14 protein-coding genes and 1 riboswitch are annotated in these 15,922 nt (G+C 60.7%); of the genes, 7 read left to right on the top strand and 7 right to left on the bottom strand.

What is annotated here, in order from left to right; translation table 11 throughout:
• Positions 1-6: 6 nt before the first annotated feature.
• Positions 7-1,416, bottom strand: coding sequence for an adenosylhomocysteinase (gene ahcY / locus EIY72_RS05290; RefSeq protein WP_093229220.1), 1,410 nt, complete (start codon positions 1,414-1,416; stop codon positions 7-9).
• Between the two features lie 23 nt (positions 1,417-1,439).
• A riboswitch (S-adenosyl-L-homocysteine riboswitch) is annotated at positions 1,440-1,540 on the bottom strand.
• Positions 1,541-1,738: 198 nt separating this feature from the next.
• On the opposite strand from ahcY, the gene EIY72_RS05285 reads away from it, so the two are divergent.
• Together EIY72_RS05285 and EIY72_RS05275 are read left to right on the top strand one after the other, a co-directional pair.
• Entirely contained in the window at positions 1,739-2,146 is a 408-nt protein-coding gene (locus EIY72_RS05285) for an acyl-CoA thioesterase (protein WP_003229043.1), read from the top strand.
• A gap of 258 nt (positions 2,147-2,404) precedes the next feature.
• A complete protein-coding gene (locus tag EIY72_RS05275) occupies positions 2,405-3,301 on the top strand; it encodes a formate/nitrite transporter family protein (protein ID WP_093229224.1) in 897 nt (298 codons plus the stop codon).
• 3 nt (positions 3,302-3,304) lie between these two features.
• On the opposite strand, the gene EIY72_RS05270 is transcribed toward EIY72_RS05275, so the two are convergent.
• A complete protein-coding gene (locus EIY72_RS05270; protein ID WP_093229226.1) occupies positions 3,305-4,474 on the bottom strand; it encodes an MFS transporter in 1,170 nt (389 codons plus the stop codon).
• 222 nt (positions 4,475-4,696) lie between these two features.
• On the opposite strand from EIY72_RS05270, the gene EIY72_RS05265 reads away from it, so the two are divergent.
• Positions 4,697-5,530, top strand: a complete 834-nt coding sequence (locus tag EIY72_RS05265) for an EamA family transporter (RefSeq protein ID WP_093229229.1) — start codon at positions 4,697-4,699, stop codon at positions 5,528-5,530.
• Positions 5,531-5,544: 14 nt separating this feature from the next.
• Entirely contained in the window at positions 5,545-5,928 is a 384-nt protein-coding gene (locus tag EIY72_RS05260; RefSeq protein ID WP_093229236.1) for an MAPEG family protein, read from the top strand.
• Positions 5,929-5,983: 55 nt separating this feature from the next.
• Here the strand turns inward: EIY72_RS05260 and mltA are convergent, their stop codons facing one another.
• Complete coding sequence (mltA, locus tag EIY72_RS05255) at positions 5,984-7,168, bottom strand: murein transglycosylase A (RefSeq protein WP_093229240.1); 1,185 nt, start codon at positions 7,166-7,168, stop codon at positions 5,984-5,986.
• A 127-nt stretch (positions 7,169-7,295) separates the two neighbouring features.
• Here mltA and EIY72_RS05250 point away from each other — a divergent pair, with 127 nt between their 5' ends.
• Positions 7,296-7,745: a c-type cytochrome gene (locus EIY72_RS05250; protein ID WP_093229244.1), complete on the top strand. Its 450-nt coding sequence runs from the start codon at positions 7,296-7,298 to the stop codon at positions 7,743-7,745.
• A 109-nt stretch (positions 7,746-7,854) separates the two neighbouring features.
• Here EIY72_RS05250 and EIY72_RS05245 read toward each other — a convergent pair whose 3' ends face one another.
• The 4 genes from EIY72_RS05245 to EIY72_RS05230 form a co-directional block, all read right to left on the bottom strand.
• Positions 7,855-8,250: a DUF1090 domain-containing protein gene (locus EIY72_RS05245; protein WP_093229247.1), complete on the bottom strand. Its 396-nt coding sequence runs from the start codon at positions 8,248-8,250 to the stop codon at positions 7,855-7,857.
• An 89-nt stretch (positions 8,251-8,339) separates the two neighbouring features.
• Positions 8,340-10,019: an NAD-dependent DNA ligase LigB gene (ligB, locus tag EIY72_RS05240; RefSeq protein WP_093229250.1), complete on the bottom strand. Its 1,680-nt coding sequence runs from the start codon at positions 10,017-10,019 to the stop codon at positions 8,340-8,342.
• Positions 10,020-10,207: 188 nt separating this feature from the next.
• Positions 10,208-11,398, bottom strand: a complete 1,191-nt coding sequence (gene metK, locus EIY72_RS05235) for a methionine adenosyltransferase (protein WP_093229253.1) — start codon at positions 11,396-11,398, stop codon at positions 10,208-10,210.
• 18 nt (positions 11,399-11,416) lie between these two features.
• Positions 11,417-12,412 carry an ArsR/SmtB family transcription factor gene (locus tag EIY72_RS05230; protein WP_093229256.1) on the bottom strand — a complete coding sequence of 332 codons (996 nt, stop codon included), beginning with the start codon at positions 12,410-12,412 and terminating at the stop codon, positions 11,417-11,419.
• A 261-nt stretch (positions 12,413-12,673) separates the two neighbouring features.
• Between EIY72_RS05230 and tkt the strand changes: the two genes are divergently transcribed.
• Positions 12,674-14,671 carry a transketolase gene (gene tkt / locus EIY72_RS05225; protein WP_093229259.1) on the top strand — a complete coding sequence of 666 codons (1,998 nt, stop codon included), beginning with the start codon at positions 12,674-12,676 and terminating at the stop codon, positions 14,669-14,671.
• A 190-nt stretch (positions 14,672-14,861) separates the two neighbouring features.
• Positions 14,862-15,920, top strand: a complete 1,059-nt coding sequence (epd, locus tag EIY72_RS05220) for an erythrose-4-phosphate dehydrogenase (protein ID WP_093229262.1) — start codon at positions 14,862-14,864, stop codon at positions 15,918-15,920.
• The last annotated feature ends 2 nt before the right edge of the window (positions 15,921-15,922 follow it).

Genomic DNA, 15,922 nt, shown 5'->3' with positions numbered 1-15,922 from the left:
GGCCGATCAGTAGCGATAAGCGTGCGGCTTGAACGGACCTTCGACGGTCACGCCGATGTAGTCGGCCTGGGTCTTGGTCAGTTGAGTCACGACGCCACCGAAGCCGCGGACCATTTCCAGGGCCACTTCTTCGTCGAGTTTCTTCGGCAGTACTTCAACGGTCAGGCGCTCGGCTTTCTGGGCTGGCGACAGGTCGGCGTACTTCTGGCCGAACAGGAAGATCTGCGCCAGGACCTGGTTGGCGAACGAACCGTCCATGATGCGGCTAGGGTGACCGGTGGCGTTACCCAGGTTCACCAGGCGGCCTTCGGCCAGCAGGATCAGGTAGTCGTCGTTCTGAGCGTCGAACGCGCCAGCACCGGTACGGTGGATCTTGTGTACCTGTGGCTTCACTTCTTCCCATGCCCAGTTCTTGCGCATGAAAGCGGTGTCGATTTCGTTGTCGAAGTGACCGATGTTGCAGACAACAGCACGCTTCTTCAGGGCTTTGAGCATGTTGGCGTCGCAAACATTGACGTTACCGGTGGTGGTCACGATCAGGTCGATCTTGCCCAGCAGGGCCTTGTCGATGCTGTCTTCGCTGCCGGTGTTGATACCGTCGATGAACGGCGAAACCAGTTCAAAGCCGTCCATGCAGGCTTGCATGGCGCAGATCGGATCGACTTCGGAAACCTTGACGATCATGCCTTCCTGACGCAGGGACTGGGCCGAGCCCTTGCCCACGTCACCGTAACCGATGACCAGCGCTTGCTTGCCGGACAGCAGGTGGTCGGTACCGCGCTTGATCGCGTCGTTCAGGCTGTGACGGCAGCCGTACTTGTTGTCGTTCTTGCTCTTGGTCACCGAGTCGTTGACGTTGATGGCCGGGATCTTCAGCTCGCCCTTGGCCAGCATGTCCAGCAGGCGGTGAACGCCGGTGGTGGTTTCTTCGGTCACGCCGTGGACGCGATCCAGAACCTGTGGGTATTTCTTGTGCAGCAGCTCGGTCAGGTCGCCACCGTCGTCGAGGATCATGTTGGCATCCCAAGGCGCGCCATCTTTCAGGATGGTTTGCTCCAGGCACCACTCGTACTCTTGTTCGGTTTCACCTTTCCAGGCGAAAACCGGGATGCCGGCAGCGGCGATGGACGCAGCGGCCTGGTCTTGAGTCGAGAAAATGTTGCAGGACGACCAGCGTACTTCGGCACCCAGGGCAACCAGGGTTTCGATCAGCACGGCAGTCTGAATGGTCATGTGGATGCAGCCGAGGATCTTCGCGCCCTTGAGCGGTTGCTCTTCGGCGTACTTGCGACGCAGACCCATCAGGGCCGGCATTTCCGATTCGGCGATGATGGTTTCGCGACGGCCCCAGGCAGCCAGGGACATGTCGGCGACTTTGTAGTCGGTGAAATCTGCAGGCGTGTTGACAGCGCTCATGAAGAGCCTCCATTCGTAATGTATGCGAATGGGCGCCGTTGTGCGTTTAGTGCGTAGCCTTGAGGCCATGCAACGCCCCATCCGAGCCTGACAGGTTGAACCTGCTGCAGCGCCCCTCGGACAGGTGGCGGGAAAACGGTAGCAAGTGGAGGTTACCGTTTTGAAACGGGGGCGATTATAGCGGGCTATGCTGATCTTCCAAAGTGTTTCCGTCAGTCAATGTCCGAACGGTAATCGAGACCATAGTCGAAGCCAAATAGTGCTCTGGCCCGGGCTCTGCCATGATGCCGGGCATCAATCGGCAAGATGGTCAGGAGTGAATATGAATTTCCACACCCGCAAATGGGTAAAACCCGAAGACCTCAACCCCAACGGCACGTTGTTTGGTGGCAGCCTGTTGCGCTGGATCGATGAAGAAGCGGCGATCTACGCCATCGTTCAGTTGGGCAACCAGCGCGTAGTGACCAAGTACATCTCCGAAATCAACTTCGTCAGCGCCTCGCGCCAGGGCGACATCATCGAGCTGGGCATTACCGCCACCGAGTTCGGTCGCACCTCGATCACCCTGACCTGCGAAGTGCGCAACAAGATCACCCGCAAGAGCATTCTCACCGTCGAGAAAATGGTCTTTGTGAACCTTGGCGAAGACGGCTTGCCGGCACCCCACGGCCGCACCGAGATCAAGTACGTCAAGGACCAGTTCAAGGAAGATGAGCTGGTTACCAAGTGATATCGGTGCTGGCTTCATCGCGAGCAAGCTCGCTCCCACCAGGGATCACTTTCGGGCACTAATTCTGTGTCCACTGAAGATCAAATGTGGGAGCGAGCTTGTTCCGGGCGGCGTTCCGACGAAGGACTCGAAAACACCGCCGGGTGTCAGGTGCCCATCGTTATCGTTAACGACCATCGCGAGCATGCTCGCTCCTACAGAACCGAATCCCCGCTGCATAGGTCGTAGCTAAATAGTCCGCCACCGGTTGCGCACATCATGAACTCGGCACCAGACGGCAAGACCCCGAACCTTTCGGCGAAAGAAGAGCACGAAGTCGAGAAAAGCCAGCCACCCCGAGCGGCGGTCCTGCATGAAATCATCCGCACCCAGGGCGATCAGGAACTGGAGCGCAGCATTGCCGCGTTGTGGTGGTCGGCGCTGGCGGCGGGGCTGACCATGGGCCTGTCGCTGATGGGCATGGGCTTGCTCAACTCGCGCTTGCCGGATGGCGATGGGTTCAAGGTGGTCGCCAGCTTCGGCTACTGCGCCGGGTTTCTCGCCGTGATCCTCGCCCGCCAGCAGCTGTTCACCGAAAACACCCTCACCGCGGTGTTGCCGGTGATGACCAAGCCAACCCTGAACAATTTCGGTCGTTTGCTGCGGTTGTGGGCCGTGGTGCTGTTCGGCAACCTTTGCGGCACCTTGCTGGTGGCGTACGTGATGCTGGAGCTGCCGATCTTCGACAGCAAGACCGACATCGCCTTCCTCGACATCGGCCGCAAAGTCATGGAAAACGACGCCAGCCAGATGTTCGCCAAGGGCATCATTTCCGGGTGGATGATCGCGACCATGGTGTGGATGATTCCGTCCATGGAAAGCGCCAAGATGTGGATCATCATCCTGATCACTTACCTCATGGCCCTGGGGGATTTCACCCACATCGTCGTCGGTTCTGCTGAGGTGTCTTACCTGGTGTTCGCCGGCGAACTGCCGTGGAAGGATTTCTGGCTGGTGTTTGCCGGGCCCACACTGGCGGGGAACATCATCGGCGGCAGTTTCATTTTCGCCTTGATCAGCCATGCGCAAATTCGCAGTGAAAGCGGCCCGCCGAAAGAGTCAGCGGAGCCGAGCGAAGCGCCTGATCCGCAGAAGCTCAAAAAACCGTCCAGTTGATGTTCAGCCCGCCAGATCAAGCGCGGTTGCAGCACGGCGCTGACGATAGATGAAAAACAGTGCCGCCAGCACCGTCAACCCGCTGACCAGTGCGCCGGTCCAGGGCAGGTCCGCCAGGTCGGCACCGCTGGCCACCACCAAGCCGCCAATCCAGGCCCCGGCCGCGTTGCCCAGGTTGAAGGCGCTCTGGTTCAGGGTCGAGCCCAGGTTCGGCGCTTCGTGGGCCTGATCGATGATCAACAACTGCAGGATCGGGCACAGGGCGAAAGCAAACGTGCCCCACAGCACCAGCGTGATTGCTGCCGGGATCACCGAGTGGCTGGTTTGAGTGAACGCAGCCAGCACCAACACCACCGCCAGGGCCATGCCTACCAGCGATGGCAACAAGCGGCTGTCCGCCAGGCGCCCGCCGAGCATGCTGCCCGCGGTCAAGCCGGTACCGAACAGCAGCAACATTAGGGTCACGCCGTGGGGGCTGACACCAGTGATGTCCTGCAGGATCGGTGCGATGTAGGTAAACACGCTAAACAGGCTGGTCGAGGCCAGCACACTCATGCCCAGTGCCAGCAGCACGTTGACCTTTCCCAACACTTTGAACTCGCTGGCCAGGTTGGCTTTGTCCATCGCGATGTTCTTCGGCAGCCACCACCATTGGGCGAGCGCGGCAATCACACCGATCACCGACACCGCCCAGAACGTTGAACGCCAGCCGGCGTACTGCCCGAGCGCGGTACCCAGCGGCACACCGAGCACGTTGGCCAGGGTCAGGCCGGTGAACATCATGGCAATGGCCTGGGCGCGTTTGTTTGGCGCGACCAGCCCGGCCGCCACCACCGAGCCGATGCCGAAGAACGCCCCATGGCATAGAGCGGTGACCACCCGCGCGGCCATCAACGTCGCGTAGTTCGGGGCCAGGGCGCAGAGCATGTTGCCGAGGATGAACATCAGGGTCATGCCCAGCAGCGTGGCCCTGCGTGGCATGTTGGTGGTGCCGATGGCGAGAATCGGCGCACCGAATACCACGCCCAACGCGTAACCGGTAATCAGCAGGCCGGCGTCAGGAATGCTGACACCAAGGTCGCGGGCGACATCGGGCAACAGGCCCATGATGACGAATTCGGTGGTGCCGATGCCGAAGGCGGCAACAGCAAGGGCAAGCAAAGCGAGTGGCATGCGCAAGGTCTCTGTCGGTAGTCTTGACGCTGTGATCAGGCATACGCAGGCCGATGTCCGTTCTTGGCGAGAGCGGACCGGGCAGGGTTTTTATTGGAATTGGTCTGTGCGCAACTGAGTGCGGCGTGGTCGGTTGCAGTATAAACAGACGCTGAAATATGGCGAATCAATTCTCTGCGTGGATTGGTCGTGGGCGTGAAAAACCATAAAAAGGAGTAGGCCGTGCTTGCGACGGCATTGGTGTTGATGGCGGCGCTGTTGCACGCCGCGTGGAATACCCTGATCAAGTTCAGCGCCGAGCGTTTGCTGGTGGTGGCCTGCATGGACAGCGTGGCGCTGCTGTTTGGCGCGGTCCTGTACCCGTTCGTGACGCTGCCACCGATTGAAATCTGGCCGTGGATACTGGCATCGGCAGCGTTCGAATTGCTTTATCGCTATTTGTTGATCCAGGCCTATCGAGTGGGTGATCTCGGGCTGGTGTATCCGTTGATGCGTGGCCTTTCCCCCTTGGTGGTGCTGGCGTTGACGCTGATCTTCGCCGGCGAAGTGCTGACCGATCAGCAGATCTTCGGCATTCTGCTGATCCCGTTCGGCATGTTGTGTCTGCTCTGGCAGGGTGGGGGCGGTGCGCGTCTTCCCTGGTCGATGCTGCCGGTGGTGGCGTTGATCGGCCTGTGTATCGGTTGCTACACCTACATCGATGGCCAGGCGCTGCGGCGCTGGTCGCATCCATTGGACTACCTGGTCTGGGTTACGCTGCTCAGCGCCTGGCCATTCCCGTTGTTGGCGCTGGTGCGTAAACGGCCGGCGTTCATGCTGTTCTGGCGTGAGCAATGGCGATTGGGCCTGGCCGTCGGATTCTGCGTGTTGTTCAGCTACGCTCTGGTGCTGTGGGCGATGCAGTTGGGCTCGATCGCCGAGGCGGCGGCGCTGCGTGAAATCAGCGTCATCCTGGTGGTGCTGTTTGGCATGCGTTACCTGAAAGAACCTTTTGGCCGGCCCCGGCTCTTAGCTTGTGGACTGGTATTGATCGGCATGCTGGTGATGAAATTCTGAACAAGGGATGACTTATGACGATTGCTCTGTGGTGCGTTTTGATCGCGATTTTTCTGCCCTATCTGTGCACGGGCATTGCCAAGGCCGTTGGCGGTTATCGGCTGAGAGACAACCATGATCCGCGGGACTTTCTGGAGTCCTTGAATGGCTTGGGCCGGCGCGCGCATGCGGCGCAACTCAATGGTTTCGAAGTGACCCCGGCGTTCGCCGCTGCGGTGATCGTCGCGCATCTGGTCGGTACTGCCCAACTGGTGACGGTCAACGTGCTGGCGGTGCTGTTCATCACCAGCCGCCTGCTCTACATCATTTGCTACCTGGCAGACTGGGCGACACTGCGCTCGCTGGTGTGGTTTGTCGGGATGGGCCTGATCGTGAGTTTCTTTGTGGTGTCTGCCTGACGGGTAAATCTGCAGGAGCCGGTTTGCTGCGGGTGGCTCCTGCAGATTTTGGTACTTACGGGGTGGTCTTCTGCGCGTCCGCCACCTGCGGCACTTGTGGCAGCGCAGCACCCTTCGGCCAGAGCATCCAGATCTGTCCCTGCTGCTTCATGTCCCCGGCCAGTTTCCCGGCGGCATCGCCGGTGCCCCAGAACAGGTCGGCACGCACTTCGCCTGTGATTGCACCACCGGTATCCTGTGCTGCCACCGGGCGCACCAGCGCCGTGCCATCCGGCTTGGTGGTCGACAACCACAACAGGCTACCCAACGGAATCACCTTGCGATCCACCGCTGCGCTGTAACCCGCAGTCAGCGGCACGTTCAGCGAGCCACGCGGGCCTTCGTTGCTGTCCGGGTTGCGGGTGAAAAATACGTAGCTCGGGTTGCTGCCGAGCAGTTCCGGAATGCGTGTCGGGTTGGCCTTGGCCCAGTCGCTGATCGCGCCCATGGTCACGTCTTCTTTCTTCAACTCGCCCTGTTCCACCAGCCAGCGACCGATCGGCCGATAGGGATGACCGTTCTGGTCGGCATAGGCGATGCGCAACTGACGGCCGTTGTCGAGCTGTATACGGCCCGAGCCCTGGATCTGCAGGAACTGCAGGTTCATCGGGTCGGTCAGCCAGGCCACGACCGGTGCCTTGACGCCTTTGCTCTCGATGGTGGCGGCGTCGTCGTATGGCTTGAGCACGCGACCTTCGAGGCGGCCACGCAAGCGTTTGCCCTTGAGTTCCGGGTAGAGGCTGTCGAGGGAGACAATGATCATGTCTTCGGGAACGCCATACACCGGCACGTTGGCGACGCTGGTCTGGGTCAGGCTGCCGGGATAGACCGGCTCGTAGTAGCCGGTGATCAAGCCGTCAGCCTTGTTGTCGGCCGCGCGCAAGCCATAGACGTCGAGGTTCTGCTTGAGAAAGCCACGAATGTCGCTGGCGGTCTGCGGCACATTGGCCGCCGCCGCGCAGGTCGCGCCCCAGACCGGGTCGGCCTTGAGTCGCGTGCATGCGCTGCGCCACGAGCCGAAACCGGCCACCAGGTCGGTGTCGGACACCGCTGGCAATGCTTCCCAGGTCGCACTTGAGTAAGTGGCCAGGGCGTGGGTTTTCGGCTTGTTGTTGTCGCCACCGGTGCAGCCTGCGAGCAGGGCTACCATGGGCAGGGTCCAGGCCAGGCTGTGTCGCCATGCCTTGAAACGGCTGTTCATCAATTGTTTCCTTTGCCGGTTGCCGAAAAGTTTCATGTAAATGGCAACCCGTATTGATCATAGGGGTATTGGTCTTTGCCCATGAGGCGGGGATACTGGCCGTCGTTTTCCGCGACCTGAAGCCACCATGACTCTCAAAAGACTTTCTGTTGTATTGCTGGCCTGCCTGACACTCACCGCCTGTGGCGGTATCGATCCTAACTCCCCACTTGGACAGCGAAAGGCTATTTTCAAGCAGATGCTCAAGACCGGTGAAGATCTGGGCGGCATGTTACGGGGTCGCATTCCTTTCGACGGTCCGAAGTTCGCCGAGGGCGCGGTGAAGCTTGATGCGCTGTCCCATGAGCCGTGGAAGCACTTCCCGCAAGTGCGCGAAGAAGATCACACCAGCGCCAAGAGCGACGTCTGGGAGCAGCAGGCTCGCTTCCAGGGCATGGCCAAGGACCTTGAGTCGGCCACTGGTGAACTGGTGATTGCCAGTCAGGTTCAGCCCTACAAGGCCAGCAACCTGGGGCCGGCGGTGCAGAAAGTCGAAGACGCTTGCAGTGCCTGTCACAAGGCGTTTCGGGATCATTGATGTGCCCGGAGCAGTCTCGTTCCGACAGGTGAGTTGATGACCTGCAGGAGCGAGCTTGCTCGCGATGGCTGCTTCGGTGGCGCCAAAGACTTCTGCCCGTCACCTGTTCTTACTTATCCAGCTCATCCAGCGCGTCCTGCAATTCCTTGCGGGCCTCGGCGAGTTTGTCTTTGCGTTTGTTGATCTTGTCCGGATCGCCTTTTTTCATGGCCTTGTCCAGATCCGCCTGACGCTGGCTGACTTCGTGCCGGGCGTCGAGCACCTTGTTTTCCCGTTCTTTCTGCAGCGACGCGTCAGTGCAGTTCGCCGTGACTTCGCTCAGGGCTTTTTCCAGACCCGCCTGTTGCTCGGCGTTGCCGTGGGCCTTGGCCAGTTCGATCTGGTTGATGATGCCTTGTTTCTTGGCGGCACAACCGGTCAAGCCCGGTGCCTCCTCGTCAGCCATCACGGGAGCAGCCAACACACTGCAAAGGGTCAGCAGGGCGAGCGGTGAAAGAAATTTCATAAAAGCTCCATATCAGGAAGGCATGCGGGTCAAAAAGGCGCTGGGATGTTTGAGCTCGCGACCCACCTGGGGTTCCCGGTCGGCGCTGGCTAAAAGCCGTTAATCCCTGCGTCACGTAATGTTTCACTCAAGGCCAGCACCTGCGGGTCACGGAAAAAGGCCTGCAACTGCGCCGCACGCCCGGGGCCGATGCCGGCTTCCCCTTGCCATTGCTCAGCGCTTCGTTGCGCCAGCGTCTGCCAGGTGTCACCCAAGGGTGCTTCACCGGTCGCCGGCAGGCCCAACGCCTTGAGCCACTCGGCAAAAGGACGTTGCCTGGCACTGTTGAAACTGTCTGCAAGGCGAGCCGCACTGCGCTCGCCGAAACCGTCAATGTTAGCAAGCTCTTGCGCATCGAGGGTCAACCAATCCAGAAGACTGTTGAGGCGACCTGTTGCAAGAAGTTTTTCCCAGGTGCCGGGTCCGACATTCGGCAAAGCAAGTCCTTGTTTTCCGCTTAGCCAGGTCAGCCGTGCGAGAAACTGGCTGTGGCAACCAGGCGTGGGTTGCCAGCAACTGAGGAAGTGAAAGTCCGCTGCTTGAGGCACGCTCAGCTCGGTGCGTTCGACGCTGCGTAAAACGACGTCATCCAGCCTGGGAATGGTCAAGCCGGCCAGGCTGATGGCGACCTGATCGCCGGGGCGAATGTCCAGCGCCTGCCAGCGTTGCAGCGAGCCGACGCTGACCCGTTTGATCTGCCGGTCATCCAGTTGCACTGGCTTCAGTTCCAGCACCGGAGTGATTCGCCCGGTGCGGCCAATGTTGAAGTGCACCTTGCGTACCTCAGCCAGTGCCTGGGCGAAAGGGTATTTCCAGGCAATTGCCCAGTAAGGTGACCGGGCCTGCCAGCGCTCGGCGGAGGGGCGCTGGTTCTGGCGCAGGACGATACCGTCGGTGGCGAAAGGCAGTGGGGAGCGATACCAGTGTTCGCGCCAGCGCTCGGCATCGGCAAGGCTGGTGACCGGCTGGTTGTATTTCGCGGTGTCGGCAAAGCCGAGTTCTTTCAGTGCCGTGGTTCGAGCCGTCAGATCGGTCGGGCCTTGTGGCCAGTCCCAGACAAACAGGCCGATGCCGGCAGCTTGCCCGGCTTCGAGGACTTTGCGTGCCATCAGGCCGGCCACGGAGGAGCGGGCGTTGTCACTGCCGGCCTGAGCTTGCACATGATCGCCCAGTCGCCAATACAGTTCGCCTTGCACCACCAGGTCCCGGGGTTGTGTCAGTTGCTGAACAATCCCCGGAATCAGGCGTGCAGATTTTGTCCAGTCGTGACCGCTCACCCCATCACCGCGACTGATGGCTTGCGTCAGCACACCTTGCCGATAGACCAGGCTGACGGCCACGCCATCAATTTTCGGTTGAGCCCAGACGTCCGTCCGGCCTTGCAGCCACTTTTCGACCTCGGGTACGTCGTGCAGTTTGCCCAGGCCAGTGTGGGGTATGGGGTGGGCAAGGGGGCCACGCGCTGTGCGCAACGGCTGTGCCGTGGGTGCAAGATTGAAGCACTGGCCCAGGGCCGTCAGCCGTTTGCGCGACTGATCGTAGAGTTCATCGGCCACCAGCGACTGGCCCTGGCGGTGATAGCTGTCGTCCCAGAGGTCGATTTGTTTCTGCAGTGTGCTGATTTCCCTTGCAGCGCGGTCGGCAGCCCAGTCGGGGCATTCGCTCGCGGTGACGGGTAAGCACAGCAACAAAATCATCAGGGTAGAAAACAGGCGCAGGTCGGGAAGCATCGTGAGCGTCCTTGCTCTATGGGGTGCTGGAAGGTTAGGTCAGGATCGGATGGCGTCAGTCGAGGGAGTTTTACCGGGCATTTCCGCTGGCCTCTTCGCGAGCAGGGAAGGTGCTGTCCCGAACGCGGGCCAACAAAAAGCCCCGCAAGGCTTGCGCCGTGCGGGGCTTCGGGTGTCGCGGGGAAGGCTTACAGGCCGGCAGCAGAACGCAGGGCGTCGGCGCGGTCGGTTTTTTCCCAGGTGAACGTGGAGAAGGTGTCTTCGCCAACGGTCTTGGTCTGCGGGGTGCGACCGAAGTGGCCGTAAGCAGCAGTCTCCTGATACATCGGGTGCAGCAGGTCGAGCATGGTGGTGATCGCGTATGGACGCAGGTCGAACACTTCACGGACCAGTTTGACGATCTTGTCATCGCTGATCTTGCCGGTGCCGAAGGTGTTCAGCGAGATCGAAGTCGGCTGGGCGACGCCAATGGCGTAGGACACCTGAATCTCGCAACGCTCGGCCAGGCCGGCAGCCACGATGTTCTTGGCCACGTAACGGCCGGCGTAGGCCGCCGAACGGTCAACCTTGGATGGATCCTTGCCGGAGAACGCGCCGCCGCCGTGACGGGCCATGCCGCCGTAGCTGTCGACGATGATCTTGCGGCCGGTCAGGCCGCAGTCACCTACCGGGCCGCCAATGATGAACTGGCCGGTCGGGTTGATGTGGAACTGGGTGTCCTTGCTCAGCAGTTCGGCAGGCAGTACGTGCTTGACGATCAGCTCCATCACGCCTTCGCGCAGGTCTTTGTACGACACTTCAGGGTTGTGCTGGGTCGACAGGACCACGGCGTCGATACCGACAACCTTGCCGCCTTCGTAGCGGCAGGTGACCTGGGACTTGGCGTCCGGACGCAGCCAAGGCAGCAGGCCGGATTTGCGGGCTTCAGCCTGACGCTGCACCAGCTGGTGCGAGAAGGTGATCGGTGCTGGCATCAGCACGTCGGTTTCGTTGCTGGCGTAGCCGAACATCAGGCCCTGGTCGCCGGCGCCCTGATCTTCAGGCTTGGCGCGGTCAACACCCTGGTTGATGTCAGGGGACTGCTTGCCGATGATGTTCATCACGCCGCAGGTGGCGCCGTCGAAGCCGACGTCGGAGCTGGTGTAGCCGATGTCGCTGATCACGTCACGAACGATCTGCTCCAGGTCGACCCAGGCGCTGGTGGTCACTTCACCGGCAACGATGGCTACGCCGGTCTTGACCAGGGTTTCCACCGCTACGCGAGCGTGTTTGTCCTGGGCAATGATGGCGTCCAGCACTGCATCGGAAATCTGGTCGGCGATTTTGTCCGGATGCCCTTCAGACACGGACTCGGAGGTGAAGAGGGAGTATTCGCTCATCTCGATGTTTTCCTGAATTTACCGATGGTGAGTGTCGCCAGCCGGTCGCTGAAAGTGGCGGACCTGGATCTGGAAACCATTGCGTAAGCCTACATAAAGGCTTTCCCCGGGAACGAGTCCCGCAGCGGTGGCCCAACGGGCCAAATCGTCCTGTTCAAACCCCAGCCAGAGATCACCGCAGGCCTCCTTGGCCCAACTCTGGTTGTGGCTACATAACTCTGTCACTAACAGGCTACCGCCCGGTTGCAGCAAGTGGGCCATGTGCCTGAGCGCATCGGCCGGTGCGGCGAAGTGGTGCAGCACCATGTTCAGTACGACGCAGTCGGCCTTGAGGCTGACGCCGTTCAATGCATCGGCCAGTTGCAGGCTGACATTAGTCAGCTGGTCGCGTTCGCAGACCTGGCGCGCCAGTTCGAGCATCGCCTGGCTGTTGTCCAGCGCCGTGACCTGGCTGAAGCGGCGGGCCAGTTCCGGCAGGAAGGCGCCGTCACCGGGGCCGACTTCAATGGCCGTAGCCTCTTTACCGAAGCTGAGCTTGTCGAGCAGTGCCGCCACGCTGTCACCGTACTGTGGCAGGCCGGCGATCAGGTCTTGCTGGGCGCGAAATTTTTCCGCGACCCGTGAGAAAAAGTCTTGACTGGCGGCTTCACGCTGCCCATGAACCTGGGCGATGCGCGCTTGCACGTCAGCCGGCAGGGTCAGGTTGTCCACTTCATCGAGCAGCGCGGCATGCAGTTTGCCGCCGAGCAGCTCGGTGTGGGGCAGGGCGCGGCGATAGAAAATCGCATTGCCTTCGCGGCGGGTCGCTACCAGGTCGGCCTGGGCCAGTACCTTCAAGTGGTGACTCATGCCCGACTGGCCGATACCGAAAATCTGCGCCAGTTCCAGCACGCCAAACGAGTCGTTGGCCAGTGCGCGCAATACATTCAGACGCAGCGGATCGCCACCGGCCTTGCACAAGGCCGCCAGCTCATCGCAATCATCATGCTGAATGGAAGGCACGCGTAAATTCATAAGGCCGGCAGTCTAGTCACGGCTCGAAAGCATCGCAAGGGCAATATCAAAAAGTTTTGATATTGCACGATAGATGGCACTTCTCACGGGATGGTTAACTCTACAAACGAACGGCGGAAAGGTTTCACCACCTGAAACCGCCGTTATCCGTTGGAAAAACGCCTTCAGATGACTATCTGTCATTGCCCCGAGGCGTCCGGGTGAGGGAAAATGCTCGCCTTTTTTCCGTTTCGTTTTATTCAAGTCCCCAGGAGATCAGCGATGCCTAGCCGTCGTGAGCGTGCCAACGCCATTCGTGCCCTCAGCATGGATGCCGTGCAAAAAGCCAACAGCGGCCATCCCGGTGCCCCTATGGGTATGGCGGATATCGCCGAAGTACTTTGGCGTGACTACCTGAAGCACAACCCGAGCAATCCATCCTTTGCCGACCGCGACCGCTTCGTGCTGTCCAACGGTCATGGCTCGATGCTGATCTACTCGCTGCTGCACCTGACCGGCTACGACCTGTCGATCGATGACCTGAAGCAATTCCGCCAACTGCACAGCCGCACCCCGGGTCACCCGGAGTTTGGTTACACGCCGGGCGTAGAAACCACCACCGGTCCACTGGGCCAGGGCCTGGCCAACGCCGTGGGTTTTGCCTTGGCTGAGAAAGTCCTGGCGGCACAATTCAACCGTCCAGGCCACGACATCGTCGACCACCACACCTACGTTTTCCTGGGTGATGGCTGCATGATGGAAGGCATTTCCCACGAGGTTGCTTCCCTGGCCGGCACTTTGGGCCTGGGCAAGCTGATTGCCTTCTACGATGACAACGGTATCTCCATCGACGGCGAAGTCGAAGGCTGGTTCACCGACGACACGCCGAAGCGTTTCGAGTCCTACAACTGGCAAGTGATCCGCAATGTCGACGGTCACGACCCGGAAGAGATCAAGACCGCCATCGAGACCGCTCGCAAGAGCCCGCTGCCGACCCTGATCTGCTGCAAGACCACCATCGGTTTCGGTTCGCCGAACAAGCAGGGCAAGGAAGATTGCCACGGCGCGCCACTGGGCGACGCGGAAATCGCCCTGACCCGCCAGGCGCTGAACTGGAACTACGGTCCGTTCGAAATCCCGGCCGACATCTACGCCGAGTGGGATGCCAAGGAAAAAGGCCGCGCCGCCGAAGCCGAGTGGGACCAGCGTTTCGCTGCCTACTCCGCCGCGTTCCCGACCGAAGCCAACGAGCTGATCCGTCGTCTGAGCGGTGACCTGCCGGCCGATTTCAGCGAAAAAGCCTCGGCCTATATCGCTGAAGTGGCGGCCAAGGGCGAAACCATCGCCAGCCGTAAAGCCAGCCAGAACACCCTGAACGCCTTCGGCCCGTTGCTGCCTGAGTTCCTCGGCGGTTCGGCTGACCTCGCCGGTTCCAACCTGACCCTGTGGAAAGGCTGCAAAGGCGTGACTGCTGAAGACGCCAGCGGCAACTACATGTACTACGGCGTGCGTGAATTCGGCATGACCGCAATCATGAACGGCGTTGCCCTGCACGGCGGCCTGGTGCCTTACGGCGCGACCTTCCTGATGTTCATGGAATATGCGCGCAATGCCGTGCGCATGTCGGCCCTGATGAAGCAGCGTGTGATCCACGTCTACACCCACGATTCCATCGGTCTGGGCGAAGACGGTCCGACTCACCAGCCAATCGAGCAACTGGCCAGCCTGCGCTGCACGCCGAACCTCGACACCTGGCGTCCAGCCGACGCCGTGGAATCGGCGGTGTCCTGGAAGCACGCTCTGGAGCGCAAGGACGGCCCTTCGGCGCTGATCTTCTCGCGTCAGAACCTGCAGCACCAAACCCGTGATGACGCACAAATCGCCGACATCAGCCGTGGTGGCTACGTGCTGAAGGACTGCGCAGGCGAGCCTGAGCTGATCCTGATCGCCACCGGTTCCGAAGTCGGTCTGGCGGTTCAGGCCTTCGACAAGCTGACCGAGCAAGGCCGCAAGGTTCGTGTGGTTTCCATGCCGTGCACCAGCGTGTTCGATGCCCAGGACGCCGGCTACAAGCAATCGGTCCTGCCGTTGCAGGTCAGCGCGCGTATCGCCATCGAAGCGGCTCACGCCGACTACTGGTACAAGTACGTGGGCCTGGAAGGCCGCGTGATCGGCATGACCACCTACGGCGAGTCGGCGCCTGCGCCGGCCTTGTTCGAAGAGTTCGGCTTCACCCTGGAAAACATCCTGGGTCAGGCTGAAGAGCTGCTGGAAGACTAAAGCACGGCGCGGCGGTTCCAGGACCGCCGCGGTCCCTTGTAGGAGCGAGCATGCTCGCGATGGTCGTCAACGATAACGCTGGCTGCCTGAATGCCCACGTTATCTGGGCCTCCATCGCGAGCATGCTCGCTCCTACAGGGTTCTGTGTTGTTAACGAGATTTCGTCTGACTGCGTCTATCGAGAACCCCAATGCCTCAACCGCGTCCCTACAAAGTTGCACTCAACGGCTACGGCCGGATTGGTCGTTGCGTCTTGCGTGCGTTGTTCGAACGAGGCGACAAGGCCGGGTTCGAGATTGTGGCGATCAATGATCTGGCCGACATGGCCAGCATCGAATACCTGACACGTTTCGACTCCACCCACGGGCGTTTCCCCGGCGAGGTGAGAGTGGATGGCGATTGTCTGCATATCAATGGCGACTGCGTGAAGATCTTGCGCAGTGCCACCCCCGAAGGCATCGATTGGGCGTCCCTCGGCGTCGATCTGGTGCTGGAGTGCTCTGGCGCCTACAACACCCGCGAGGACGGCCAGCGCTTCCTCGATGCCGGTGCGCCGCGCGTGCTGTTTTCCCAGCCGATGGCCAGCGAGACGGATGTCGACGCCACCATCGTCTATGGCGTCAACCAGGATTGCCTGACCGGCGATGAGCTGCTGGTATCCAACGCCTCCTGTACCACCAACTGTGGCGTGCCATTGTTGCGCCTGCTGAATCGGGCGATTGGCCTGGACTATGTGTCGATCACCACGATTCACTCGGCGATGAACGATCAACCGGTCATCGACGCCTATCACCATGAAGACCTGCGCCGCACGCGTTCGGCATTCCAGTCGGTGATTCCGGTGTCCACCGGTCTGGCGCGCGGCATCGAGCGTCTGTTGCCGGAACTTGCCGGGCGAATTCAGGCCAAAGCCGTACGGGTGCCGACGGTCAACGTGTCCTGCCTCGACATCACGATGCAGACCGCTACTGCGACCGACGCCGCCGAGGTCAACCGGATCCTGCGCGAGGCTGCCACCAGCGGCCCGCTCAAAGGCCTGTTGGCGTACACCGAGTTGCCGCACGCCAGTTGCGATTTCAACCATGACCCGCATTCGGCCATCGTCGATGCCAGTCAGACCCGTGTTTCCGGCCCGAGGCTGGTGAACATCCTGGCCTGGTTCGACAACGAATGGGGTTTTGCCAATCGAATGCTGGACGTTGCAGAGCACTATCTGCAAATAGCTTCATCCAAAAAAACTGCTCTCTAAAT

Origin of the sequence: Pseudomonas vancouverensis, assembly GCF_004348895.1 — a bacterium.
GTDB classification, from domain to species: domain Bacteria; phylum Pseudomonadota; class Gammaproteobacteria; order Pseudomonadales; family Pseudomonadaceae; genus Aquipseudomonas; species Aquipseudomonas vancouverensis.
This window is presented reverse-complemented; position numbering and strand designations above follow the sequence as displayed.